This window comes from Microbacterium sp. PI-SA-G, assembly GCF_057215335.1.
This window is the reverse complement of sequence record NZ_CM170103.1, coordinates 1,831,585-1,855,564: the sequence shown is the minus strand read 5'-3', so window position 1 is coordinate 1,855,564 and position 23,980 is coordinate 1,831,585. Positions and strand designations below refer to the sequence as shown.

The window sequence follows — 23,980 nt, the reverse complement described above, 5'->3', positions numbered from 1 at the left end:
TCGATCAGTATGCCCCGCTGGGCTGCACCATGACCTTCGCGGTGCGCCACATGATCTGGAGGTCGTTCATGACCGACCAGTTCTCGACGTAGCGCAGGTCGAGGCGAACGCTCTCGTCCCACGAGAGGTCGCTGCGCCCGGAGACCTGCCAGAGACCGGTGATCCCGGGCTTGATGTACAGGCGGCGGAACACGGTGCCGTCGTAGGCGGTGACCTCGCTGGACAGCGGAGGACGCGGGCCGACGACGCTCATGTCGCCGATCAGCACGTTCCAGAACTGCGGCAGCTCATCGAGTGACAGCTTGCGCAGGATCCTGCCGATGCGGGTGACCCGCGGGTCGTCCTTCATCTTGAACAGAGGGCCGGCGCCCTGATTCTGCTCCTTGAGCGCGGCGAGTTGCTGCTCGGCATCGGTCTTCATGGAGCGGAACTTGACCATCTTGAAGCGACGGCCGTCGCGGCCGACCCGCTCCTGGAAGAAGAAGGTCGGACCGGGCGAGTCCATCTTGATGAGCAGCGCGAGCACCGGAGCGATCAGGCCGATCGGAATCAGCGCCAGCGTGGCGACCGCGATGTCGAGGGCGCGCTTGAGCACGTGCTGCCCACCCTCGTAACGGGGGATCTGCACCTGGATGAGGGGCAGGCCTTCGACCGGCGCGAACGAGATGCGCGGACCGGCGACGTCGGTGAGGCGGCTGGAGAGGACGAGCTCCGATGCCGTGCCCTCGAGGCGCCAGCTGAGCTGCTTCACGAACTCCGGGTCACCCTCGGGCCGGCTGGCGACGATGATCGTGTCGGCACCGAGCTCGGCCGCCACGGTCGAGACGGAGTTGACATTGCCGAGGACCGGGAAGAGCGCGCCGTTGACTTCGATCTCGCGAGCGTTCCCGTCGAGCAGGGTCGCGCCAACCACCTGGTAGCCGGAGGCGCCGATCGGGTGCAGTGTGCGCACCACGTACTCGACGTCGTCGCGGTTTCCAACCACGAGCGTGCGGGAGGAGAACCTGCCCTGGCCGCGCTGGGCCTGGAGCCAGTGGCGCCAGGCCCAGCGGGTCACGAGGAGAGTGAGCACTCCGAGCGGCAGCCCCAGCAGCAGCGTCAGTTGCATCGACTCCCATTTCAGGAGCACCGCGACGATCGCGATGATCCCGAAGGCGAGCCCGCTGGCGTGCACGACGCCCCGGTACTCGGTTGCGCTCGCACGGAACAACGCGGCGTCCCGCGTGTGCAGCGCGCTGAGCATGAGGTACCACACGGCGGCGAGGGGGACGCCTCCGCGAAGTACCTCGACCGGAGCGACCCCGATGAGCAGCTGAACGGCCGCGGTCAGACCGACGGCGAACAGGATGACTGCAGCATCCGTGATCCGCAGACGCATCCGATAGCGACGTTCCCACTGCCGGCGTCGTTCCAGCGTGGCGGACGCGCGCGGCGTGACCACGGTGCGCGTCACCGACTTGGTGGCTCTCGGTGCGGCGACCGGCAAGAAGCCGGATCCCGTGCGAGTGATGCTCAGGGCATCCTCGACGGAGGTCATGCCCCGGCTCCGAAAGCCGTTGATGTACGCAGAATTCCCCAGTGCGACATGTGTTCCCCAGTATTTTCCCCAGGCCGCGAACAAATGCTCGCGACAGTCGTCCGCATTCCCGACCCCTCGGGTTTCCGCTGACACTCCGTGATCCCACACCACGGGTTGCGATCGCCGTCCCACACGGCGGTTGCTGGCAGCGGACACTGCGAACGTTCGAAAGCATAGCGGACGTGAACGGAAGATGAAAGGTAACTTCGACGAATCGAGGAACGACTGCCCGGGGAGGACTAGTCTGACCCGCGTGAACACGCCTTCTCTGCCCTCGTCTCTCCGCCTTCAGCGAATGGTGCCGAGGGACCCGGCGCAGCCTCATCGCGCTGCGAGTCCGCTCGAGCTGTTCTTCGATCTGGTGTTCGTCGTGGCCGTGAGTATCGCCTCGGCGCAGCTGCATCACGCCCTCAGCCACGGTGACTTCGTGCACGGCATCACGTCGTATCTGATGATCTTCTTCGCGATCTGGTGGGCGTGGATGAACTTCACCTGGTTCGCCACCGCGTTCGACACCGACGACTGGCTGTACCGCCTCACCACGATCGTGCAGATGGGAGGCGTGCTGGTGATGGCCGCCGGCATCCCGAACGCCTTCGAGCACGGCAACTTCACCATCACGGTCCTCGGCTACGTCGTGATGAGGGTCGCGATGATCGCCCAGTGGCTGCGCGCTTCGCGATCGGCGGGTGCGCTGAGCGGAGCGACCCGCCGCTACGCGTTCGGGATCGGCGCCGTGCAGGTGCTGTGGGTGCTGTTCCTGCTCGTTCCCGGCGGGCCGCTGCAGATCGTCGCCTTCGTCGCGTTCGCGCTGCTCGAGATGAGCGTGCCGATCGTCGCGGAGCACCGTCGGCAGACGCCGTCGCACCCGCACCACATCACCGAGCGCTACGGCCTGTTCACCCTGATCGTGCTGGGCGAGAGCCTGCTCGCCTCGGCCAACGCGATCCTCGACGCTCTCAGCGAGGTGGAGTCGCTCGGTCCGCTGATCGCCATCGCGGTGCTCACACTGGTGGTCACTGCCTCGCTGTGGTGGATCTACTTCTGGCCGCCGCATCATCGCGCGATCACGTCGTTCCGGCGGTCACTGCGCTACGGCTACACGCACTACCTCGTCTTCGCCGCCGCGGCCGCGTTCTCGGCGGGCATCGAGGTCGAGCTCGACGTCCTCACCGGCAAGAGCGACCTGTCGAACGTGACGGCGTCCTTCACGGTCACCATCCCGATCGCGGTGTTCCTGCTGGGTGTCTGGTGGGTGGCGATCCGTGAGAACGCCGATCGCGTCGTGAATACGGTGCTGCCGGTCGGGGCCGCCCTTGTGCTTCTCGATCCCGTGCTGCCGATCCCGATCACCCTCACCGCCGCGATCCTCGTGGCCATCGTCGTCGTTCTCGTCGTACGCGCACCCGGCCGAGGCCCGTCTGACGAGGAGAAGCTCATAGACCTCGCATAGCCGGCGCAGACAGTCCTGATCGGGGCGTCAGTGAGAGTGAGGGCACATCGAACGAAAGGCGCCTCTCATGAGCCGGATCCCGCAGCCCACCCAGACCCCCGACGGCCCCGCCTACCAGGGGCGCCTCCTGGATCGCGCCGACGAAGAGGTGGTGGATCAGGGAGCGGCGTTCGACATCCGCACCGTGATCAGCAGACGCGGGGTGCTGAGCCTCGCCGGGCTGGGAATCGGTGCGGTCGTCCTCGCCGCGTGCGCGCCGAGCGACTCGAGCGCCACCACGCCCCCTGCCGCGACGGCCTCCGCATCGACGGACCCGTCATCTGCCGGCACCGTCGCCGATGAGATCCCCGACGAGACGGCCGGCCCGTATCCGGGCGACGGATCCAACGGGCCGGACGTGCTCGAGGACTCGGGCATCGTGCGCTCCGACATCCGTTCGTCGATCGACGGGGGCGCGACCGCAGACGGCGTACCGCTGACGGTCGCCCTGCAGATCCTGGATCTGGCGTCCGGAGGCGTTCCCTTCGCCGGCGTCGCCGTCTATGCATGGCACTGCACGGCGGGGGGAGAGTACTCGATGTACTCCGAGGGGCTCGAGGACGTCACCTATCTGCGCGGGGTGCAAGTGGCGGATGCCGAGGGGCGCGTCGCCTTCACGTCGATCTTCCCCGGCTGCTACTCCGGCCGCTGGCCGCACATCCACTTCGAGGTGTTCCCCGACGTCGCGTCGATCACCGACGCGAGCAACGTGATCGCGACCTCGCAGCTGGCGCTGCCCGAGGCAGAATGCGCGACGGTCTACGCCGAGGCCGGCTACGACGACTCGACGCGCAACCTGAGCGGCGTCACGCTCGCGGGCGACAACGTCTTCGGCGACGACGCGGCACAGCGCCAACTCGCCACCATGACCGGAGATGTCGCGAGCGGATACACCGCGACTCTGGTCGTCGGTGTCGACACCACCACCGCGCCTTCTGCGGGATCGGCACCCGGCGGCGGCGGGCCCAGCGGCGGCGGAGCACCACCCGCTCGCTGACCACCACGCCCGGACGGAGCCTCCGCAGAGCGGGTCTGTTAGACTGATGGTGCAACGTGGATGATTCGCCCCTCTCGGCCGTCACGTCGCCACTGATCAGGGCCATCACGGACCACGCACATCGATGCGCGCGGCATCCGCCTTCGATCTCACGATCTGCGGAGCGCCGACCTGCGCCCGCCACACAGCAATGAGCATCACCATGAACATCACCACCTTTCCTCCTTCCGACCCGTTGACCTGGAAACAGGCCGACACCGACGTGTTCGTCGCGACCCGCGACGGAGAGTTCGCAGGCTTCGTCGAGTTCGACGGCGCCGTGCACCTGGTCCGCGACGAGCGCGGCACCGACCTCGGCTCGTTCGCGGAGTTGGATGACGCGCGACTCGAGCTCGAGAGCGCCCAGAAGGCCCGCGCCGACGAGCCTCGAGCGAGCCGGCCCGGCCGCGCTCTCGGCGGTCGGCGGCGTCCGCGTCGCGCCCGCGTCTAGACGATTGCCAGGGTCACGGAACATACTTTCTTGTATTCCGTTCGGTGCATGGGCCCAGGGCTAACCTGAGTTAAGCGTTGGGCGGTCGCCTTGGGCTTATCAGAAGTCTCAAGGGCTCCGATCGACGGGAGAGCATCATCTCAACTCAGCTCGACACGACGACCAGCGCAACGCTCGGACGGGTACGCCAGACGTACGCGGGCAATGCGGATTTCCCCCCGATGGCGCAGGCCTACAAGCAGGTCTCCCAGGTGGTTCGCGAAACCGGGCTCCTGAACCGTGCCCGGTGGTTCTATGCCCTCGTCGCCACCGGCATCGCCGTGGCGCTCGGCGGCCTGATCACGGGCTTCATCCTGCTCGGCGACAGCTGGTTCCAGCTGCTCATCGCCGCGGGCCTCGGCATCGTCCTCACGCAGATCGCCTTCCTCGGTCACGAGGCGGCGCACCGCCAGATCCTCTCCAGCGGTCCGGCGAACTTCAGGCTCGCCCGCATCGTGATCGCCAGCATCGGTATGAGCTACTCCTGGTGGGACTCGAAGCACACCAAGCACCACGGCAACCCGAACCAGGTCGGCAAGGACCCCGACATCGAGGTCGACACGATCTCGTTCCTCGAAGAGGACGCGGCGAAGGCGAAGGGCCTGATCAAGTTGATCACCCGCAAGCAGGGCTGGCTATTCTTCCCGCTGCTCACGCTCGAGGGACTGAACCTGCACTTCCTCGGTCTGAAGTACCTCATGACGAAGAAGAACGTCAAGGGACGCTGGATCGAGCTCAGCATCATCACGCTGCGGTTCGCCCTGCTCCTCATCCCGGTGTTCATGATGCTCCCGCTCGGAATGGCGTTCGCCTTCCTGGGCGTGCAGTTCGCCGTGTTCGGCGTGTACATGGGCGCCGCGTTCGCCCCGAACCACAAGGGCATGCCGATCGTCGATCCGAGCGCCCGCCTGGACTTCTTCTCGAAGCAGGTGCGTACGTCCCGCAACATCCGCGGTGGATGGTGGGCCACCTGGCTCATGGGTGGACTCAACTACCAGGTGGAGCACCACCTGTTCCCGAACATGCCGCGCCCGCACCTGTCGAAGGCGCGCGAGATCGTGCGTGACTACTGCATCTCGAATGACGTGCCGTACACCGAGACGAGCCTCGGCAAGTCGTACATGATCGTCATCGAGTACCTGAACCGGGTCGGGCTGTCTGCCGGCGCTGATCCGTTCGACTGCCCCGCCGTCGCGCAGTTCGGCCGCGCGTAAGCCTCACACGACAAAGCGCAGCGCTCCTTTCGGGGCGCTGCGCTTTCTCGTATGCGGACTAGCGTGATGAGTTGTCACTCTCGACCACGTCGATCGTGATCTTCTCGAGGCGCCCGTCGTTGTCGGTGACCTCGTCGTCGAGCACCTCGTCGCCGAGGAACTCCTCGGTGGGGGCGCTCAGGTCGGCGTCATCCTTGTCGGCGTCAGCGTCGGCGTCGGCGTCGGCCGTGATCGGGGAGCGGGCGGTGGTGTTGTCGCTTCCGTCGCCCGAGAAGATGCCGTCGGGGCGGATCAGCTCGCGCACCTCCGACATGAAGCTCGTGAGCTGCTGCTGCTGCCAGCGCAGCTGGCGCGTGCGGTCCTCGGCGTCGCGCAGAACAGCGGACGTGTGATTCGTGACGGAGTCGACGATCTTCTGCGACTTCACCCGTGCACGCTCGAGGATCTCGCGGGCGCGCACCTGGGCCGCTGCCTCGATCGACTGCGACTGGCTGCGCATCAGACGCTCGTAGTCCTCGGCCTTGCCCGAGATGCGCTGCGCGTGCTCGAGAGATGCAGCGACCTGCTCGTTGGCGTCGTTGGTGATGCGCTCGGCGTGAGCGACCGCCTGGTTGTGCAACACGAGGAATTCCTGCTGCGCGTCGTCCTGACGGCGCGTGAGCGTCTCCTCGAACTCCAGCACCCGTGCGTTCATGTCGCGCACGTCGCGCTCGGCGTCTGCCCGCAGCTGAGTCGTCTCACGCGTGACCAGCGAGCGGAGCGCGGCTGCGCCCTTCTCGGCCTCCGTGCGGATGGCCGTGGCCTCCTGAGACGCCTGGTTGACCTTCTCGGCGGCGTGGCTGGCCTCGCGCTCGATGCGCGCCTCGTGCGCGGTGTACTCGGTGTCCATCTTGAGCCGCACCTGATCGGCGTCGCGCTGTGCCTGAGCCGTGATGCGCTCGGCGTCGGCCTCGGCCTCGGCGCGCTGCGTGGCGACCTCGTCGCGGGCGGCTTCCATCAGACGGTCGGCCTGCACGGCCGCGTTCTGGATCAGGACGTTCGCCTGCTCTTCGGCGACACGCAGGATGGCCTCGAACTGCTGGCGCGAGGGCGCCTCCTTGCCGTCCGGTGTCGGAGCATCGACGAGCTCGGACGTGAGGGTGGTGATCTGCTGTTCGGCGTCGGCGACCTGAACCTTGGCGGCGGTCAGCTCGGCCGCGATCGCGTCGCGGGCCTCCTGCTCCTCCGCGCGGAGGGACTCGAGGCTGCTCGAATGCCGTTCCTCCGCCTCGGCGAGTGCGTTCGTGGCCTCTTGCAGGCGCGTGCGCATCGCGGCCAGGGCGGAGTCGACCTCGGCCTTGTCATACCCGCGGAATCCGACGGTGAACGTCGAATCGTCCTGCTGCGGCTGGGGGTTGGTCTCGATCAGCTGGTCGAAGAAGTCGGGGGAGCGCTGACCGTCGCGATCGGCCGTTCCGGAGGATTCACTCATGCCTCCAGCCTAGTTGCGCGCACGGCGAGCCGCGCCCCCCGATCGGGTGGGCGGGAGCGCGGATCAGGTCGAGTGGATCAGGTGGTCGAGGACCAGTTCGCCGGTGGCATTGAGCGACCGCATCATCTCAGCGATCAGCTTCGCGTCCACGCGAGGAGGCTCTGCCGAGTCGTACCCGAACTGCAGCGGAATCGCGGGATGGATCCACACCGTGGCACGCCGATCCGGACCGTCGCCGATCGGAAGCCAGGTCATCATGAAGCTCTCCTGGCGACGGAGCTTCGTCGAGATCACGATCTTGAGATGCGCGAGCGTCTCATCCTCGATGAGGATCGGATCGGATGTGCCGTCGTACCTGAGCCTTCCCATACCGAAACGCTACACCCGCGCCCGCGTGATCACGCTTTCGGAGGCGCGCCGCAATCCCCGAGACAGAACACAAGATCGAGGGCTATCGTCCTCGGAGCAGGTTCGAAGAACACGTGGAATCAGCGGAGGGAGAATCATGAGCGACATCGGGGAGACCCAGACCATGGTGCGCACCCAGGTCGGCGTCGACGACAGCAGCTTCCTCTTGGCCCAGGGGCAGGACGTGACCGGGCTCAAGCGCGAGATCGAGGGAGCAGCGCATGCCGGCGGCGGATTCGTGGATTTCACTGTGGTGGGCAACCGCACGATGAGCGTCCTGATCACACCGGTCAGCAGAGTCGTGTTCTCGATCGAGACGGTCGAGTACGACGCACGCGACGACGGCGATGACTCCTCTCCTTACGGGGGCACGTTCGACCTGCTCTGAAATCGGTGATACCGCCGCAGTTCCGCGCGCTGGTACGGTGACAGCGGAGGACGAGCGTCCGTGGGGCCGACCGGGTGAGGGAAGAACTCGATATGAAGCGAATGACACGGCCGCGCCGTGCCCGCTTCGGTGTCGCTGTGGCACTGATGGCCGTGCTGATCGGTGCGCTAGCGCCCGCACTCTCCTCCGGCTCGCCCGCAGCGGCGGCCTCTGACGGGCAGATGGTCTATCCGGCATCCGGGAACATCCAGTCGAAGGTCGGCGACGGCTGCCGCAACAACTATCGCGCTCACGAGGGCATCGACATCACCGGCCCTGGGGGAACTCCGATCCTCGCCGCCTATGACGGCGTCATCAAGGCGCGCACGTCGAACAACGGCTACGGCAACTACACCGACATCGAGCATCCCGGCGGTTATGTCACCCGCTACGCACACATGGCCTCGGCCGGAACGTACGCGCCCGGCACGCCCGTCGCGCGAGGCCAGCAGATCGGCGTGATCGGCAAGACCGGCGCGACCTCGGCCAACCATCTGCACTTCGAGGTGCGGCGCAACGGGTCTGTGTACACCGCGATCAACAACGGCTTCACCTGCCTGGCCAATGTGGTCCGCGGAAACTTCATCCCGATGAGCTTCCCCGGCCTTGCCGCACCACGCAACAACGCGGTCCTGTCGGCGGACTACGACCGCGACGGCAAGGCCGACCTGCTTGCTGTCGCCGGTGACAGCGACCTGGTGCACTACCCGGGTGCCGGCAACGGCGGATTCCATGCACCGTCGGTCGTGACATCAGCCTGGGGGCTCTACAAGCACCTCACGCACAGCGACCTCAATGACGACGGCATCGCCGATATGTTGGCGGTGCGCAGCGATGGCGCGCTGGAGTTCTACGGCGGCAGTGAGACGGGCGGCTTCGGCCAGCGCGACATCATCGGCAGCGGCTGGTACGACATGCTGCACGTGGCATCCGGCGCGGACTACACCGGTGATGGCAAGCAGGACGTCCTCGGAGTCTCCCCGGCGGGCACCATGACGGTCTACCGCGGCAACGCGGCGGGAGCGCTTGTCGGACCGCACCCCACCCGCGGCGGCGGCTGGCAGAACGCGCGCTTCCTCGTCGGCGGCGACTTCACCAACGACGGTCGGGGTGACGTGATCACCATCGACAGCGCGGGGGTTCTCGGATGCTACCCCGGCACGGGCAGCTCCTTCGAAGCGCGCCGCGTCATCAGCAGCGGGTGGTCCGACACCACGGCGCTCACCGGCGGCGTCGACTTCGACCGAGACGGGTACGTCGATCTCATCGGCCGCTCCTCCTCGGGACTCCTCACCTTCTATCCCGGAACCGGCACCTGCGCCTTCTGGGGTACCTTCCCGATCGGTCCGGGCTGGGGCGGTTTCTCGCAGATCGGGTGACGCTGATGGCCTCCGCCGGGAATAGCCCCCGCGCGCGCGGCCTTACCTCCTGTTGTGAGTCTTTTCGAATCCGCCGCCTTCGGCGCCCTGTCCCTGTCCAACCGCGTCGTGATGGCGCCGCTGACCCGCACCAGGGCGGGGAGCGAGGGCGTGCCCAACGCGACCATGGTCGAGTACTACCGGCAGCGCGCAGGACAGGGGCTCATCATCACCGAGGGCACTTGGCCCGCGGCAGAGGGCAAGTCGTATTCCGGACAGCCGGGGATCGTGACGCCCGCGCAGATCGAGGGATGGCGCCTGATCGCCGACGCCGTGCACGAGGCCGGCGGCACGATCGTCATGCAGCTGATGCACGGCGGACGCGTGTCGCACCCGGCCATCTCGGGGGAGTCCCGCGTCGTCGCGCCGAGCGCGCTCGCCGCCCCCGGTCAGACCCACACGCCCGAGGGCAAGGTCGACATGCCGGTCGCGCACGCGCTGACGCTGGATGAGATCCCCGTCGTGGTGGAGCAGTTCGCCCAGGCCGCGCGCAATGCCATCGCCGCCGGTCTCGACGGCGTCGAGGTGCACGGTGCCAACGGGTACCTGGTGCACGAGTTCCTCTCCCCGGTCTCCAACATCCGCGAAGACCTCTACGGCGGAGCCCCGCAGAACCGTGCCCGCTTCGCGATCGAGGTCACCGAGGCCGTCGCGGCAGCGGTGGGCGCCGACCGCACCGGCATCCGCCTGTCGCCGCAGCACAACATCCAGGGTGTGCTGGAAGAGGACGACGCCGACGCGCGGGCGACCTACACCGCTGTCGCTGAGGGGCTCGCGCCTCTCGGACTCGCCTTCATCGACATCCTCAGCGCCGCACCGATCGGAGATCTCGTGCAGCACATCCGCCGCACGGTCGGCGCGCCGCTGATCCTCAACTCGGGCTTCGCCACTCCGACCGCCCGCGACGAGGCCGAGAGGCTCATCGCCGACGGTTGGGCGGACGCCGTCGCCGCCGGTCGCCCCGTGATCGCCAACCCCGACCTCGTCGAGCGCTGGCGCCGGGGAAGCGAGCTCAACGAGCCGAGGCCCGCGCTCTTCTACGGCACCACGGCCGAGGGGTACACCGACTACCCGTCGCTCGAGTCGGTTCCCGTCGGCTCCTGACTGAGGGCGCGGGGCGTCGGTTCAGCGGCTCGGGCGCCCCGTGTCTTCCAGGTAGAGCCCGGCCACGTGGTCGGCGGCGAAGCGGATCAGCTGCTCCGCGACGCGGCGGATGTCGTCGCGAGCGTAGTGCGTCCGTTCCCAGCCGGCGTAGAGCGCGCACTGCATCGGCTGTCCGCGGTGGTGCAGCGGACGTGAGACCAGGTCGAAGCGCGCCGGCTCGACGACGACGCAGGGGCCGTGGCCCGCGGCCGACCGCGCCTGGATGATGGGGGCGTCGGCGCCGAAGCTCGCCATCTCCAACGACCAGGCCTCGCTTTCGGCCGCCTGTAGGATCTGGCCCCAGGCGGCGGAGCCGGCACCGGACGTCAAGAACGGGCCCGCGAGGAGTTCGCGGAGTTCGACGTGCTCTCCGGCGGCGAGCGGGTGATCGGCGGGCATCTGGCACAGGAGCGTCAGCGGCAGGATGCGGACGCTGCTCAGCCGCACGTCCGGTGCAGCGGTGGTCACGGCGAGATCCGCCCCCGTGCGCAGCCGATCGTATGACTCGACGGGCGTCGCGACGACCACGTCCGAGATGGGGCCGCCGCCCGCGATGAACGGCGCGAGCACCAGGACGCTCGTCATCTCCGGAGCCGCCGCCACGAACGAGCGCTGCTCCTGCACGATGCCCGTCATGATCTCGCGTGCCCGTCGGCCCCGCCGCACCAGGTCGCGTGCCATCGGCTCGAGGCGCTCGCCGGCATACGTGGTGACCATGCCCTGCGGCATCCGTCGGAACAGCGGAGCGCCGACCTGTCGCTCGAGGGATGCGATCTGACGGGAGACCGACGGCTGGGTGCGGATGAGGCGCTGCGCCGCGAGACTGACCGAACCGGTGTCGATCACCGCGACGAATGCTTCGAGTTCTCGCTCTCCGTACATACGTGAAGCGTATACGGATACCCGCTTTTCTCATTGGACGAGCATGAGTGCGTGCCATCAGTATGGGCTGATCCCGAGTCACCCGACACATCACCCGACAGAGAGGGCCCTCTGATGGCCGCTTTGCACACTGAGATCACTCCTGCCCGGCAACGTCGCTCCATGGTCGGCGCCTTCGTCGGCACGGCGATCGAATGGTATGACTTCTACATCTTCGGCACGGCGGCCGCGCTCGTCTTCGGCCGCGTCTTCTACCCGGACGTCGCGCCGGGCGCCGCACTCCTGGCGTCGTTCGCGACGTTCTGGGTCGGCTTCCTGATGCGTCCTGTCGGCGGAATGGTGTTCGGGCACTTCGGCGACAAGCTCGGGCGCAAGAACGTCCTCGTGATCACGCTGATGCTGATGGGCATCGCCACCACCCTGATCGGTCTGCTGCCCACCTACGCGCAGATCGGCATCCTCGCGCCTGTGCTCCTGGTGGTGCTGCGCGGACTGCAGGGTTTCGCCGTCGGAGGCGAGTGGGGTGGCGCCGTGCTGCTGTCGACCGAGAACGCGCGCGCAGAGAAGAAGGGGCTCGCCGGCGCCTGGGTGCAGCAGGGCTCGCCCGCAGGGTCGATCCTGGCGACGCTGATGTTCCTGCTCGTGGGGCTGCTGCCGGACGAGCAGTTCATCACCTGGGGCTGGCGCATCCCGTTCCTGATGTCGGCCGTGCTGGTGATCATCGGCCTCGTCATCCGCGTCAAGGTCGAGGAATCCCCGGACTTCGTCGCGGCCAAGGCGTCGAAGGAGGTCGTGAGCGCTCCGGTGCTCGTCGCCGTCCGCACCGCGCCGGTGCTGATCGGCCTCGGCGTGCTCGCATCGGTCATGGGCATCTCGAACGCCTACTTCTCGAACACCTTCCTGCTGGCGTGGACGACGGGCTCGCTCGGCATCGAGCGCCAGCTGATGCTCAACATCCTGCTCGGCATGGCGGTGCTGCAGTTCATCTGGCAGCCGATCGCCGCGAAGATCGCTGAGAAGCAGGGGATCACCCGCGTCATGCTGGCGGGGCTTCTCGTGAGCGTCGCGCTGATCGTGCCGTACTTCCTGGCCATCCAGGCGGCCGATCCGCTGTGGATCACGGTCACCCTCTACGCCACGATCATCGGCAGCACCGCATACTACGCACTGCTCGCCACCCTGCTCGCCTCGGCGTTCCCGGCCCGCATTCGTTACTCGGGCGTCTCGCTGGCCTACCAGCTGTGTGCGACCGTGTTCGGCGGATCCACCCCGCTCGTCGCGCAGTGGATCCTCAACTCCACCGGCGGCAGCGTCTGGGGAGTGGCGGCCTTCTATGCGGCGATGGTGTTCCTCACGATCGCCGGCGTGTGGGGCCTGCAGCGGCGGATGACGCAGGATGCCGCCCGCGCAGAGAACGCGACCGCCGCCTGATCGTCGATTCGCACACCGGAGGTAGAACATGCGCGTAGACACCGTCTTCACGAACGCCCGGATCCGCACGCTCGATCCCCGACGCCCGCACGCCACTCGCATCGGCGTGCTGCACGGTCGCATCGTGGGGCTCGACGACGACCTGCACGGGGTGGATGCCGATCGCGTGGTCGACCTCGGCGGTCAGCCGGTGCTTCCCGGTTTTCACGATGCGCATCACCACCTCTCGCTCACGGGGTTCCGGCTGGCGTCCTTGAATCTGCGCCCCGGAGCGGTGAATTCTCTCGCGGAGCTCTACGAGGCCGTGCGGACGTATGCCGACGGGCTCGCACCCGACGCATGGGTGCGGGGCTCCGGCTACGACCAGAACTTCCTCGAGGAGCATCCGACCGCCGAAGGGCTCGACCGGGTCGCCGGTGGTCGCCCCGTCATCCTCGAGCACGTCTCGGGTCACATGATGGTGGCGAACACCCGGGCCTTCGAGCTCGCCGGGTATTCCGGGCGGGAGGGATTCCCGAAGATCCCGGGCGGCGGCATCCCTCGCGACGCGCAGGGCAGACCGCAAGGGCTGCTGCAGGAGTCCGCGATGGCTCCTCTGCTCGCACTCGTACGGCCGGTCGCGCTCAACGAGGTGCGGCGCAATCTCGGTCTCGCCAGCGACCAGGCGCTGAGCTACGGGCTCACCTCGGTGACAGAGCCCGGCATCGGCGAGATCCGCATGGTGGGCAACAGCCCGCTCGACTACCACGCGTATCAGAGCGCCGTCGAGCAGGGGCAGCTGCGTGTGCGGACGACGCTCATGCCGTACATCACGGTGCTGCACCCGTTCACGGATCTTCCCGACAAGGGGATGCTGGGGCTCGACCTGGGCATCCGCACCGGGCTCGGCGACGACATGCTGCGCGTCGGACCGGTGAAGATCGTGGCGGACGGCTCGTTCATCGGACGCTCTGCGGCCATGCACGCGTGCTTCCACGGCGAGTCAGAGAACTTCGGGGTGCTGCTGCATGAGCCGGAGCAGCTGCACGACTACATCGTCGGCGCGCACCGTGCCGGCTGGACGGTGGCCACGCATGCGATCGGCGATCGGGCGATCGGGCATGTGCTCGACGCCGTGGAGGAGGCGCAGCGCATCGCACCTCGACCCGACGTGCGACACCGGATCGAGCATTTCGCTCTCGCGAGTGATGCCGACATCGCGCGCGCCGCGCGGCTGGGTGTGATTCCGGTGCCGCAGGGCGTGTTCCTCTCGGATTTCGGCGACGGCATGGCCGCCGCGGTCGCCGATGAGCGCCGCGACGACATCTATCGGATCAAGTCGCTGGCCGATGCCGGGATCGTGCTCAACGGCTCGACCGATTCGCCCATCTCGGACGCGAACCCGCTGGTGTCGCTGCGCGACATGGTGTTGCGGCGCACGAGTGGCGGTCAGGTGCTGGGGGAGCGGGAACGGATCAGCATCGCCGACGCGGTGCGCGCCTACACCTCCGGCTCGGCCTATGCCGTGAGCCAGGAGCGGGACAAGGGGATGCTGCGCGTCGGCATGCTCGCGGACTTCATTGCCCTGAGCGACGATCTGTATGAGATCGAACCCGAGCGGATCGCCGAGCAGCGGGTCAGCACGACCGTCGTCGGCGGAGAGGTCGTCTTCGGCGACGCGGAGTGACGGTCAGGACGCGCTCGGCGCTGCGCCGACGCGCATCCGTCCGGGGAGGAACGGCAGTGCCGGGGCGCGGTACTCGATCGCGGGGTCGGTGGGTGCCAGGGTCAGCTCCGCCTGTCCGAAGCGCCACACCCGGTTGAAGAGGTAGACGCCGATCGGCACGGCGTGCGTCGACGACACCTGCCACGTGCCGACGCCCCACTGCGCGGGCTGGCCGCGTCCGTCTATCACGAGCGTGGGGCGGACCCCGGCGTACAGCGCGAACCAGGGCTTGTGCAGGGTGAGGGTGATGCGGCGGGACGTCGTGTCGTCTTCAGTCACGGGTGCAGTCTCGCAGATGCCACGCGGTGAGCACTCGGCACGAGTGCGCCGGATCGGGTTCAAGGCTGTTGTACGAGCACCTTCGATCTCGATGCGCAGCATACTTCCCCTCCACTATAAAGTGCAGTATCGTTCCCATAGACGGGGCTGAGAACTATTCTGCACATGGAGGTCTGAGGATGCCGCAACTGCCCACCGGAGCTGCCTTCCCCGCGTTCGTCCGCGGCGCACGCCTGCGCGCGAACATGACGCAAGACGAGCTCGCCCAGAGTGTCCGCAAGAGCAGGCGCTGGGTGCACGACCTGGAGTCTGGCAAGGTGGACCCCTCGCTCGGCGCCGCGATAGATGTCGCCGCGGTCCTGGGATTCACCGTGTCGCTGGATCCCAGTAAGCGCTCGGGCGTTCTCGACGAGATGTTCGAGCACCTCTGATGGCCGACGCTCTCGACCTGTGGCTCGACGGGCGGTTCGCCGGCAAGCTCATGCGGGGTGAGACAGACCAGGTCGAGTTCCTCTACGACGAGGACTATCTCGACCTCCAAAGCCCCACCCCGCTGTCCGCGACCATGCCTACGACCCAGATCGGGCATGGTCCCGATGTGGTGATGCCCTGGCTGTCGAACCTGCTTCCGGATGCCGACGAAGTTCGCAGCCGGTGGGCAGCGAAGTTCGGGGAACGCCGCACGGATCCGTTCACGCTCCTCGCGCACATGGGTGAGGATGCCCCAGGCTCCGTCCAGGTCGTGCCCGAGGAAGTGGTGCCGTCCGACGCCGGAGAGCTGTCTCCAATGTCCGAACGCGACATCGCACGGCGCGTGCGCGCCATCCTCGATGACCCTGACCAGTGGGTCGACGACACGGACGACGATGAGAGCCGGTTCTCGCTCGGCGGACAGCAGGGCAAGTTCGCGCTCGCACAGATCAACGGCGAGTGGTTCGAGCCGAACGGCCGTGCGCCCAGCACGCACATCGTGAAGCCGGGCATGGTGCTGAAGTCCGGGCATACGGACGATCATGTCCAGGCCGTGGAGTTCGTCACGATGCGCGCAGCGCGCGCCGTCGGCGTTCGTGCGGCGCAGGTGGACATCCTCGACTTCGCCGGCGTTGCCGCTTTCGTCACCACGCGCTTCGACCGCCGCGCGACGACAGGGGGAGATGTCGTGCGGATCCACCAGGAGGACTTCTGTCAGGCGCTCGGCATTCGCCCTGCGCTCAAGTACGAGGAAGATGGCGGCCCGACCATGGCTGACATGGCGAGCCTGGTCAATGACACCTCATCGCCGGCGTACCGGATCGAGGACCGGATCATCCTCACGAAGCTGTTCGTCTACAACCTGCTCACCGCAGGCGTCGACGCCCACGCCAAGAACCACAGCATGCTGCACCGGAGCGGGATCACGCGGCTCGCCCCTGCCTACGACCTCATCTCCGCACACGGGCTCTGGAGCGAGGACCGCGTGACGTTCGAGGCGAAGGCCGCGGTGAAATACGGCAAGGAGCGTTCATACAGGCAGATCTACGGGCGAAACCTCGCGCGGACGGCCGACGTGCTCGGTACGCCCCGGAGCGCGTTCGCGATCGTCTTAGAGGAAATGGCTAACGAGCTTCCCGGCGCGTTCGACGCGGCCATCGCCGAAGTTCCCGAGAGCATGGTGACCGATCAGCTGCGCTCGATGCCCGATCGCATCGAGCGGTTCGCCGCCGAGTTCGTCAAGCGATGGGACGGCGACGACCTCGGCATCGACGCTCTTCCCCGGTTCCAGGGCAGCTCGTCTATCGCCCGTCCCGACACGGGACGGATCTGGGAGCCCGGTCACTGGCGCGGCGGCAGATGGGTCACGGGCAGGTACCGAACCCGATCCGCGCGCTGACAGCGTTCTTCGCGACCCACGCCGCCTTCGAGCACCTCCGCACAACCATCGGCGCGCGGCTCGACTATGTTGCGGGGTTTTCCGCGGGGTGCCCGACTGTTAGATCGTCTCTCGGTCGGTCAACCCCGCACCAGGGCAAAGCAAAACCCCCACCATGTTAGAAGCTAGGTGGGGGTTTCTGAGGTGACTGTAACGATCACCCTGTGGCTCCGACGGGCGTCGATCCCGTGACCTCACGATTTTCAGTCGTGCGCTCTACCAACTGAGCTACAGAGCCGTGACGCGACCGGCGAACCTGTCGCGTCCTAGACGAAGGGCCCTCTCCGAAGAAAGAGCCCGACGAACCGGAGCGACCCTGACGGGACTTGAACCCGCGACCTCCGCCGTGACAGGGCGGCACGCTAACCAACTGCGCTACAGGGCCATACTTGTTTTCAATTATATCGGAAGAGTGACCCCAACGGGATTCGAACCCGTGCTACCGCCGTGAAAGGGCGGCGTCCTAGGCCGCTAAACGATGGGGCCGGAGTCTGTCCCGGGGGACTTCCTTGCCGACGCTCAAGCATAAGCGAAGTCTGGGGTAAATCGCGAATCGAGGGCGCGGCCTCCCTCGAACGGCGCGTCGGAGGAGGACGATGGGGTGATCCGCGGTGCGGCATTCCGCGCGTCCGGACCCTGGTGCGGATGTGACGGTTGTTGTTAGTGTGGCATTTGTGAAACCGGCGGAAGGGCCCGTGTGAACAATCAGAAGATCGCGGATGCGGCAGCAGCGGCATCAGCAGATTGCGGGTGTGCGCCCACACCGGCCGAGAGTCGCGCCTTTCAGAAGAGCGGCATCACCCGACGCGGAGCTCTCGGGCTCGGCGCCCTGAGCGTCGTCGCGCTGAGCGCGTTCGGCATCACTTCGGGAGTCTCCGCCGCCTACGCCGCGTCGTACCCGAGCTGGGACGACGTGCAGCGCGCCAAGGGAAACGAGGCTGCCAAGGCTGCCGAGGTCTCGCGCATCGAAGGCCTCATCCAGTCGCTGACGCAGAAGGTCGCCGAGACGCAGGCCGCTGCCGAGGTCGCGTCGAACGAGTTCTACCAGGCGCAGCAGGAGTACTTCGCGGCCATCGCGCGTGCAGACGAACTCCAGGCCAAGGCCGATGAGCAGGCGGGCCTCGCCACCGAGTCCGCCCGCAAGGCCGGACAGGTCGCCGCGCAGCTGTATCGCAACGGTGGGGATGACACCTCGCTGGAGCTGTTCTTCGCGGGCTCCGCCAACAACGCCGACGAGCTGCTCTCGCGCCTCGGCACGATGGACAAGCTCCTCGAATACAACCAGTCGGTCTATGACGACGCCGTCGCCGCGCGCAACTCCGCGCAGTCACTGAGCGACCAGGCCGTCGTCGCACGCACCGAGCGCGATCGCCTGCAGCAGGTCGCCGAGCAGAAGATGGTCGTCGCGCAGCAGGCGGCCGACGCCGCTCAGGCCGCCCTCGACGAGCAGTCGGCCAACCTCGCCACGATGCAGGCACAGCTCGCCGCCCTCAAGGACACCACGGCCACGACGGTCGCCGGCTACCAGGAGGGCGTGCGCGTCGCCGAAGAAGAGCGCAAGCGCCGGGAAGCCGCTGCGGCCGAAGAAGCGCGCCGCGTCGCCGAGGAGAACGAGCGCAATAACAGCAACAACAACGGTGGCGGTGGCGGCGGTGGAGGTGGCGGCGGTGGCGGCGGCGGCGGCAACGGCTGGGTCCGCCCGCACGGCGGCTACCGCAGCTCCGGCTACGGTCCCCGCTCGCAGCAGTGCAACTCGAACGGCTGCTCCTCGAGCTGGCACTACGGCATCGACCTCGCGAACGGCTGTGGTTCGGCGATCTACGCGGCGCACTCCGGAACCGTCGACGCCGCCTTCTACAACGGCGGCTACGGCAACTACGTCCGTATCCAGCACGGCGGCGGCGTCTCGACCGGCTACGCGCACATCAAGCAAGGCGGATTCGCCGTGCGCAACGGCCAGTGGGTCGAAGCCGGACAGGTCATCGCTTATGCCGGTAACACCGGCGGCTCCTTCGGGTGCCACCTGCACTACGAGGTCTACATCAACGGCCGATACACGAACCCGGCCGACTTCATGGCCGACCGCGGCATCTCGATCTGAGCACCCGCGTCTCTGACACGCAGAAGACCCCCGGCCGCTGAGCGGTACCGGGGGTCTTCGCGTACGGCCAGACTCGCGATCGAGTCGGTGACCGCTGGGATCAGTGGCTCTGCTCGCCCGCGCGGACGATGGCCTCGTCGAGAATGCGCTGCGCCTCGGCGGCGTCGCCCCACTCGTCGACCTTGACCCACTTGTTGGGCTCGAGGTCCTTGTAGTGCTCGAAGAAGTGCTCGATCTCCTTCTTCGTGTACTCGGCGATGTCGCCGATGTCCTGGATGTGGGCCCACCGGGGGTCCTTCGCCAGCACGGCGACGAGCTTGTCGTCTCCGCCGGCCTCGTCGCTCATCTTCAGCACGGCGACGGGGCGCACCTCCATGACGACACCGGGGTAGATCGCCTGGTCGAGCAGCACGAGCACGTCGAGCGGGTCGCCGTCCTCACCCAGGGTGTTGTCGAAGTAGCCGTAGTCGGCCGGGTAGCCGAAGGTCGTGTAGAGCACGCGGTCGAGGTGCACTCGTCCGGTCTCGTGGTCGACCTCGTACTTCACGCGGCTGCCGCGCGGGATCTCGATGACGGCGTCGTGTGCGCCCATGCGTGTGCTCCTCAGAAAAGTTCGGTTGGATGCCGCGAACCAGCCTACTCGGGGCGCGTGCTCGCCCGTGGTCGACGCGAGAGGTGCACCCGCGAAGCATCCGGTGTCCTACCGTTGACCTGTGCCGTCTCTCTCCTCTTCCGTCGCCGAGATCCGCCTCGCCGTGCGCACCGCGCTCGCAGACCTGCCGCCGGGAGCGACCGTCCTCGTCGCGCTGTCAGGGGGAGCGGATTCGCTCGCGCTCGCCGCGGCCACCGCGTTCGAGGCGCCCAAGCTCGGACTCGTCGCGGCATCGCTGACCGTCGACCACGGTCTGCAGGAGGGGTCGGATGACGTCGCCCTGCGCGCGGCGCGGGCGGCGGCATCCCTCGGGATCGACGCGCGCACCGTGCGGGTGGAGGTCGACGGTGACGGCGGCCCGGAAGCTGCGGCGCGCGAGGCCCGCTACCGCGCGTTGCGAAACGGAGCGACGGATGCCGGCGCAGCCGCTGTGCTGCTCGGGCACACACTCGACGACCAGGCCGAGACCGTGCTGCTGGGCCTCGCGCGCGGCTCCGGAGCGACGAGTCTGCAGGGCATGGCCCCCGCGCGCTCAGACGACGACGGGCTGCGATGGCTGCGTCCACTGCTCGGGGTTCGGCGCGAGACGACGCGGGCATTCTGTGCGGCATCCGATCTCGAGGTGTGGGACGACCCGCACAACCAGGACGACCGCTTCGCACGGGTGCGGGTGCGCAACCGCGTGCTTCCGGTGCTCGAATCCGAGCTCGGCCCGGGCATCGCCGAGGCGCTCGCTCGCACCGCCGAGCAGCTGCGTGAAGACGCCGAGGCGTTCGACGAGATGATCCACGAGACCATCGAAGACATCGTCGAGCACGCTGAGGCCGGCATCTCGGTCAGCGTGGCGGCACTCGCCGCGAACCCCGCCGCGCTGCGCAACCGCGTCATCCGCCTCGTGGTCGACAGCGAGTTCGGGGTCAGCCTCACGCGCACGCAGACGATCGAGGTCGCCCGCCTCGCCACCGACTGGTCGGGTCAGGGAGCGATCGACCTGCCCGGATGCTCCGCCACCCGCCGCGGCGGACAGATCGTCTTCACCGCGCGCGGCTGACTACTTCTTCCCGCCGAGGAGCCCGCCGAGCAGGCCACCGAGGTCGATGCCGCCGCCCTTGCCGCCGCCCAGGATGCCGCCGATCAGATCGCCGATCCCGCCGGAGCCCTGCGCCCCGGCATCCGCCTTCTCGCTCTTGCCCTTGCTCGCATTCGCGATGAGACCCATGACGATCGGCGCGAGGATCGGCAGCAGCTTGCCGAAATCGATGCCGGGGGTGTCCTTCGACTCGGTGAGCGTGGAGGTGACCTCCTTCTCCTTCGCGCCGAGGATGTGCGAGACGATCTTGCCGCCGTCGGCCTGATCGATGTCGTCGACCTTCGACGCGCCGCCCGTGCCCTGATGCTTCTTGAGCGCCTTCTGGATCGCCGCTGATCCGGACTCGGTCTCGGCGTTCTTGGCGAGACCGCCGAGCAGCACGGCACCGCCCTGTTTGACCGCGACCGCCGCCTCGTCGTGCGAGACGCCGAGCTTCGCGGCGATGTCGTCGATGGGCACCTGGTTGAGGATGTCGTCGAGAGCCATGAGGGGAATCCTTCCGTCGGCGGGTGCGAACCCGTATCCCCGCTCAGGGTAGTGCGGACCGGCCGCGCAGGGGAGGGGGTGGCGCGCATCGACGACCGCGTGGAACGGACATCGCATCTCGTCGCCTAAAATCGATGCATGCGCGCCTCGGAAATCCAGGATGACCTTGCCCAGATCCTCGTGACCGAGGAGGAGATCCTCGCCAAGCTCGACGAGCTCGCCACCCAGGTCGCCGCCGACTACGAGGGCAAGAACCTGCTCCTGGTCGGCGTGCTCAAGGGAGCGGTCATGGTGATGGCCGACTTCGCCCGGGCGCTGCCGTTCCATGCGCCGATGGACTGGATGGCGGTGTCGAGCTACGGCGCGAGCACCAAGTCCAGCGGTGTCGTGCAGATCCGCAAGGACCTCGACTCCGACCTCAACGGCAAGCACGTGCTGATCGTCGAGGACATCATCGACTCCGGCCTCACGCTCAGCTGGCTGCTGGAGAACTTCGGCTCGCGGGGTGCCGAGTCGATCGAGGTGCTGGCGCTGCTGCGCAAGCCCGAGGCCGCCAAGGTCGAGATCGACTGCCGCTACGTCGGCTTCGACATCCCCACCGACTTCGTGGTCGGGTACGGCCTCGACTACAACGAGCGCTACCGCAACCTCCGCGACGTCGCCGTGCTCGCACCCCACGTGTACTCCTGACCAGGGTTCTGACCGGGTACGCCGTGGGTGAACGCACAGCAGAGGCCTAGGGCGCGCGCGATACGCTGATCCGATCATGAAGATGAAGAAGATCACCCGGAATCCCCTGATCTATGTGGCGCTGATCGGTCTGCTGCTGTTCGGCGGCTTCCTGCTGATCTCGAACCTCGGAGCCCCCAAGCAGATCACCACGCAGGAGGGTCTGGAGCTGCTCTCGGGCAGCACGGTCACCGAGGTCGTCACGACCGACGGCGACCAGCGCGTCGACATGACCCTGTCGAAGGCGTTCGAGGGCTCGGAGAACGTGCAGTTCTACTACGTCGAGGCCCGCGCCGAAGAGGTCGTCACCGCGATCAACGACGCCGACCTGAAGGACGGCTTCAACGACGCCGTCCCGCGTGCCACGTGGTTCGACGGATTCATCTCACTGCTGCTTCCGCTGGTGCTGCTCGGCCTCCTGTTCTGGTGGCTGCTCTCCTCGATGCAGGGCGGCGGCGGCAAGGTCATGCAGTTCGGCAAGTCGAAGGCGAAGCTGGTCAGCAAGGAGACGCCCACCGTCACCTTCGCCGACGTGGCCGGCGCCGACGAGGCGATCGAAGAGCTTCACGAGATCAAGGACTTCCTGCAGGACCCCACGCGCTTCCAGGCGATCGGCGCCCGCATCCCGAAGGGCGTGCTGCTGTACGGCCCTCCTGGAACCGGAAAGACGCTGCTCGCCCGCGCCGTCGCCGGTGAAGCCGGCGCCCCGTTCTACTCGATCTCGGGTTCGGACTTCGTCGAGATGTTCGTCGGTGTCGGTGCCTCCCGCGTACGCGACCTCTTCACCCAGGCCAAGGAGAACGCTCCCGCGATCATCTTCATCGACGAGATCGATGCCGTCGGTCGCCACCGTGGTGCCGGCATGGGTGGCGGAAACGACGAGCGCGAGCAGACGCTCAACCAGATGCTCGTCGAGATGGACGGCTTCGACCCGAACGCGAACGTGATCGTGATCGCCGCGACGAACCGCCCCGACATCCTCGACCCGGCGCTGTTGCGCCCGGGCCGCTTCGACCGCCAGATCGGCGTCGACGCCCCCGACCTCAAGGGGCGGCAGAAGATCCTCGAAGTCCACAGCAAGGGCAAGCCTCTCGCTCAGAGCGTCGACCTCGAGGTCGTCGCGCGCAAGACGCCCGGGTTCACCGGTGCCGATCTCGCCAACGTGCTGAACGAGGCCGCGCTGCTGACCGCGCGCTCCAACGCGCAGCTGGTCGACAACCGCGCGCTCGACGAGGCGATCGACCGCGTCATCGCCGGTCCGCAGCGTCGCACCCGCGTGATGAAGGACAAGGAGAAGCTCATCACGGCGTACCACGAGGGCGGACACGCGCTCGCGGCGGCGGCGATGAACTACACCGACCCCGTGACGAAGATCACGATTCTTCCGCGCGGCAAGGCGCTCGGCTACACCATGGTGCTGCCGCTCGACGACAAGTACTCGATCACCCGCAACGAGCTGCAGGACCAGCTGACCTACGCCATGGGCGGCCGCGTCGCGGAGGAGATCATCTTCCACGACCCCACGACCGGCGCGTCGAACGACATCGAGAAGGCCACGTCGATCGCCCGCAAGATGGTCATCGAGTACGGCATGACCACGCAGGTCGGCCCCGTCAAGCTCGGCTCCGAGGGCGGCGACATGTTCGTCGCGCGCGACATGGGCCGCGGACGCGAGTACTCCGAGAAGGTCGCCGAGCGCGTCGACGCCGAGGTGCGCGCGCTGATCGAGCAGGCTCACAACGAGGCGTACGAGGTCATCAGCGCGAACCGCGACATCCTCGACCGCCTCGCGCTGGCACTGCTCGAGCAGGAGACGCTCGACCACAACCAGATCGCCGAGATCTTCACCGAGATCAAGAAGCTGCCCGAGCGCCCGCTGTGGTTGTCGAGCGAGGATCGCCCCGTCTCGGAGCGTCCTCCGATCGAGGTGCCCAAGAAGGATGTCTCGCTGGCGGCGACGGTCGAGGCTCCCGCCGCGACCGCCCGCACCCAGACCGGATCGGCGAGCGCAGGTCACGCGCGACCGGCGACGGCCTGA

Annotated in this window: 22 protein-coding genes and 3 tRNA genes; 15 read left to right on the top strand and 10 right to left on the bottom strand. The window is 67.5% G+C overall.

Features of this window, described 5'->3' with window-relative positions:
* Window positions 1-4 precede the first annotated feature (4 nt).
* The gene (locus AC2D10_RS09130) at window positions 5-1,537 is read right to left on the bottom strand and encodes a sugar transferase (RefSeq protein WP_484711769.1); all 1,533 of its coding nucleotides are present in this window, start codon (window positions 1,535-1,537) and stop codon (window positions 5-7) included.
* Between the two features lie 337 nt (window positions 1,538-1,874).
* Between AC2D10_RS09130 and AC2D10_RS09125 the strand changes: the two genes are divergently transcribed.
* The 4 genes from AC2D10_RS09125 (at window position 1,875) to AC2D10_RS09110 (ending at window position 5,811) form a co-directional block, all read left to right on the top strand.
* A complete protein-coding gene (locus AC2D10_RS09125) occupies window positions 1,875-3,032 on the top strand; it encodes a low temperature requirement protein A (protein WP_484711837.1) in 1,158 nt (385 codons plus the stop codon).
* Window positions 3,033-3,099: 67 nt separating this feature from the next.
* Entirely contained in the window at window positions 3,100-4,068 is a 969-nt protein-coding gene (locus AC2D10_RS09120) for an intradiol ring-cleavage dioxygenase (protein ID WP_484711768.1), read from the top strand.
* A 202-nt stretch (window positions 4,069-4,270) separates the two neighbouring features.
* Complete coding sequence (locus tag AC2D10_RS09115) at window positions 4,271-4,558, top strand: hypothetical protein (RefSeq protein WP_484711767.1); 288 nt, start codon at window positions 4,271-4,273, stop codon at window positions 4,556-4,558.
* A 221-nt stretch (window positions 4,559-4,779) separates the two neighbouring features.
* The gene (locus AC2D10_RS09110) at window positions 4,780-5,811 is read left to right on the top strand and encodes a fatty acid desaturase family protein (protein ID WP_484711766.1); all 1,032 of its coding nucleotides are present in this window, start codon (window positions 4,780-4,782) and stop codon (window positions 5,809-5,811) included.
* A 58-nt stretch (window positions 5,812-5,869) separates the two neighbouring features.
* Here AC2D10_RS09110 and AC2D10_RS09105 read toward each other — a convergent pair whose 3' ends face one another.
* Both AC2D10_RS09105 and AC2D10_RS09100 read right to left on the bottom strand, forming a co-directional pair.
* The gene (locus AC2D10_RS09105; protein WP_484711765.1) at window positions 5,870-7,282 is read right to left on the bottom strand and encodes a cell division initiation protein; all 1,413 of its coding nucleotides are present in this window, start codon (window positions 7,280-7,282) and stop codon (window positions 5,870-5,872) included.
* Window positions 7,283-7,345: 63 nt separating this feature from the next.
* Window positions 7,346-7,651 carry a DUF7882 family protein gene (locus AC2D10_RS09100; RefSeq protein ID WP_484711764.1) on the bottom strand — a complete coding sequence of 102 codons (306 nt, stop codon included), beginning with the start codon at window positions 7,649-7,651 and terminating at the stop codon, window positions 7,346-7,348.
* 136 nt (window positions 7,652-7,787) lie between these two features.
* On the opposite strand from AC2D10_RS09100, the gene AC2D10_RS09095 reads away from it, so the two are divergent.
* From AC2D10_RS09095 to AC2D10_RS09085, 3 genes are all read left to right on the top strand, one after another.
* Complete coding sequence (locus AC2D10_RS09095; RefSeq protein ID WP_484711763.1) at window positions 7,788-8,078, top strand: hypothetical protein; 291 nt, start codon at window positions 7,788-7,790, stop codon at window positions 8,076-8,078.
* A gap of 101 nt (window positions 8,079-8,179) precedes the next feature.
* Complete coding sequence (locus AC2D10_RS09090; RefSeq protein ID WP_484711762.1) at window positions 8,180-9,496, top strand: peptidoglycan DD-metalloendopeptidase family protein; 1,317 nt, start codon at window positions 8,180-8,182, stop codon at window positions 9,494-9,496.
* Between the two features lie 54 nt (window positions 9,497-9,550).
* Window positions 9,551-10,639, top strand: coding sequence for an alkene reductase (locus AC2D10_RS09085; protein ID WP_484711761.1), 1,089 nt, complete (start codon window positions 9,551-9,553; stop codon window positions 10,637-10,639).
* Window positions 10,640-10,660: 21 nt separating this feature from the next.
* Here AC2D10_RS09085 and AC2D10_RS09080 read toward each other — a convergent pair whose 3' ends face one another.
* Complete coding sequence (locus AC2D10_RS09080; protein ID WP_484711760.1) at window positions 10,661-11,560, bottom strand: LysR family transcriptional regulator; 900 nt, start codon at window positions 11,558-11,560, stop codon at window positions 10,661-10,663.
* A gap of 114 nt (window positions 11,561-11,674) precedes the next feature.
* Here AC2D10_RS09080 and AC2D10_RS09075 point away from each other — a divergent pair, with 114 nt between their 5' ends.
* Window positions 11,675-12,991, top strand: a complete 1,317-nt coding sequence (locus AC2D10_RS09075) for an MFS transporter (protein ID WP_484711759.1) — start codon at window positions 11,675-11,677, stop codon at window positions 12,989-12,991.
* Window positions 12,992-13,019: 28 nt separating this feature from the next.
* The gene (locus AC2D10_RS09070; RefSeq protein WP_484711758.1) at window positions 13,020-14,657 is read left to right on the top strand and encodes an amidohydrolase; all 1,638 of its coding nucleotides are present in this window, start codon (window positions 13,020-13,022) and stop codon (window positions 14,655-14,657) included.
* Window positions 14,658-14,660: 3 nt separating this feature from the next.
* Here the strand turns inward: AC2D10_RS09070 and AC2D10_RS09065 are convergent, their stop codons facing one another.
* A complete protein-coding gene (locus tag AC2D10_RS09065; protein WP_484711757.1) occupies window positions 14,661-14,975 on the bottom strand; it encodes a hypothetical protein in 315 nt (104 codons plus the stop codon).
* Window positions 14,976-15,154: 179 nt separating this feature from the next.
* On the opposite strand from AC2D10_RS09065, the gene AC2D10_RS09060 reads away from it, so the two are divergent.
* Window positions 15,155-15,406: a helix-turn-helix transcriptional regulator gene (locus AC2D10_RS09060; RefSeq protein WP_484711756.1), complete on the top strand. Its 252-nt coding sequence runs from the start codon at window positions 15,155-15,157 to the stop codon at window positions 15,404-15,406.
* Window positions 15,406-16,845 carry a HipA domain-containing protein gene (locus AC2D10_RS09055; RefSeq protein WP_484711755.1) on the top strand — a complete coding sequence of 480 codons (1,440 nt, stop codon included), beginning with the start codon at window positions 15,406-15,408 and terminating at the stop codon, window positions 16,843-16,845. The genes AC2D10_RS09060 and AC2D10_RS09055 overlap by 1 nt, the downstream gene beginning before the upstream one ends.
* A 204-nt stretch (window positions 16,846-17,049) precedes the next feature.
* On the opposite strand, the gene AC2D10_RS09050 is transcribed toward AC2D10_RS09055, so the two are convergent.
* The 3 genes from AC2D10_RS09050 to AC2D10_RS09040 form a co-directional block, all read right to left on the bottom strand.
* Window positions 17,050-17,122 (bottom strand) — tRNA-Phe (locus AC2D10_RS09050).
* A gap of 73 nt (window positions 17,123-17,195) precedes the next feature.
* Window positions 17,196-17,269: transfer RNA gene (locus AC2D10_RS09045), tRNA-Asp, on the bottom strand.
* 28 nt (window positions 17,270-17,297) lie between these two features.
* A tRNA-Glu gene (locus tag AC2D10_RS09040) sits at window positions 17,298-17,370 on the bottom strand.
* 211 nt (window positions 17,371-17,581) lie between these two features.
* Here AC2D10_RS09040 and AC2D10_RS09035 point away from each other — a divergent pair.
* Window positions 17,582-18,985: a M23 family metallopeptidase gene (locus tag AC2D10_RS09035; RefSeq protein ID WP_484711754.1), complete on the top strand. Its 1,404-nt coding sequence runs from the start codon at window positions 17,582-17,584 to the stop codon at window positions 18,983-18,985.
* Between the two features lie 100 nt (window positions 18,986-19,085).
* On the opposite strand, the gene AC2D10_RS09030 is transcribed toward AC2D10_RS09035, so the two are convergent.
* Window positions 19,086-19,577: an inorganic diphosphatase gene (locus AC2D10_RS09030; protein ID WP_484711753.1), complete on the bottom strand. Its 492-nt coding sequence runs from the start codon at window positions 19,575-19,577 to the stop codon at window positions 19,086-19,088.
* 121 nt (window positions 19,578-19,698) lie between these two features.
* Here AC2D10_RS09030 and tilS point away from each other — a divergent pair, with 121 nt between their 5' ends.
* On the top strand, window positions 19,699-20,688 hold the full coding sequence (tilS, locus tag AC2D10_RS09025; protein WP_484711752.1) for a tRNA lysidine(34) synthetase TilS: 990 nt from the start codon (window positions 19,699-19,701) through the stop codon (window positions 20,686-20,688).
* Here tilS and AC2D10_RS09020 read toward each other — a convergent pair whose 3' ends face one another.
* On the bottom strand, window positions 20,689-21,213 hold the full coding sequence (locus AC2D10_RS09020) for a DUF937 domain-containing protein (protein ID WP_484711751.1): 525 nt from the start codon (window positions 21,211-21,213) through the stop codon (window positions 20,689-20,691).
* A gap of 138 nt (window positions 21,214-21,351) precedes the next feature.
* On the opposite strand from AC2D10_RS09020, the gene hpt reads away from it, so the two are divergent.
* Both hpt and ftsH read left to right on the top strand, forming a co-directional pair.
* Window positions 21,352-21,903, top strand: coding sequence for a hypoxanthine phosphoribosyltransferase (hpt, locus tag AC2D10_RS09015; RefSeq protein ID WP_484711750.1), 552 nt, complete (start codon window positions 21,352-21,354; stop codon window positions 21,901-21,903).
* A gap of 76 nt (window positions 21,904-21,979) precedes the next feature.
* A complete protein-coding gene (gene ftsH, locus AC2D10_RS09010; protein ID WP_484711749.1) occupies window positions 21,980-23,980 on the top strand; it encodes an ATP-dependent zinc metalloprotease FtsH in 2,001 nt (666 codons plus the stop codon).

Coding starts and splice junctions, on each gene's coding strand:
- AC2D10_RS09110 (WP_484711766.1), top strand. CDS start 4,780: ATGGCGCAGGCCTACAAGCAGGTCTCCCAGGTGGTTCGCGAAACCGGG.
- ftsH (WP_484711749.1), top strand. CDS start 21,980: ATGAAGATGAAGAAGATCACCCGGAATCCCCTGATCTATGTGGCGCTG.
- AC2D10_RS09020 (WP_484711751.1), bottom strand. CDS start 21,213: ATGGCTCTCGACGACATCCTCAACCAGGTGCCCATCGACGACATCGCC.
- AC2D10_RS09130 (WP_484711769.1), bottom strand. CDS start 1,537: ATGACCTCCGTCGAGGATGCCCTGAGCATCACTCGCACGGGATCCGGC.
- AC2D10_RS09080 (WP_484711760.1), bottom strand. CDS start 11,560: ATGTACGGAGAGCGAGAACTCGAAGCATTCGTCGCGGTGATCGACACC.
- hpt (WP_484711750.1), top strand. CDS start 21,352: ATGCGCGCCTCGGAAATCCAGGATGACCTTGCCCAGATCCTCGTGACC.
- AC2D10_RS09055 (WP_484711755.1), top strand. CDS start 15,406: ATGGCCGACGCTCTCGACCTGTGGCTCGACGGGCGGTTCGCCGGCAAG.
- AC2D10_RS09105 (WP_484711765.1), bottom strand. CDS start 7,282: ATGAGTGAATCCTCCGGAACGGCCGATCGCGACGGTCAGCGCTCCCCC.
- AC2D10_RS09100 (WP_484711764.1), bottom strand. CDS start 7,651: ATGGGAAGGCTCAGGTACGACGGCACATCCGATCCGATCCTCATCGAG.
- AC2D10_RS09095 (WP_484711763.1), top strand. CDS start 7,788: ATGAGCGACATCGGGGAGACCCAGACCATGGTGCGCACCCAGGTCGGC.
- AC2D10_RS09060 (WP_484711756.1), top strand. CDS start 15,155: ATGCCGCAACTGCCCACCGGAGCTGCCTTCCCCGCGTTCGTCCGCGGC.
- AC2D10_RS09030 (WP_484711753.1), bottom strand. CDS start 19,577: ATGGGCGCACACGACGCCGTCATCGAGATCCCGCGCGGCAGCCGCGTG.
- AC2D10_RS09115 (WP_484711767.1), top strand. CDS start 4,271: ATGAACATCACCACCTTTCCTCCTTCCGACCCGTTGACCTGGAAACAG.
- AC2D10_RS09090 (WP_484711762.1), top strand. CDS start 8,180: ATGACACGGCCGCGCCGTGCCCGCTTCGGTGTCGCTGTGGCACTGATG.
- AC2D10_RS09075 (WP_484711759.1), top strand. CDS start 11,675: ATGGCCGCTTTGCACACTGAGATCACTCCTGCCCGGCAACGTCGCTCC.
- AC2D10_RS09070 (WP_484711758.1), top strand. CDS start 13,020: ATGCGCGTAGACACCGTCTTCACGAACGCCCGGATCCGCACGCTCGAT.
- AC2D10_RS09120 (WP_484711768.1), top strand. CDS start 3,100: ATGAGCCGGATCCCGCAGCCCACCCAGACCCCCGACGGCCCCGCCTAC.
- AC2D10_RS09125 (WP_484711837.1), top strand. CDS start 1,875: ATGGTGCCGAGGGACCCGGCGCAGCCTCATCGCGCTGCGAGTCCGCTC.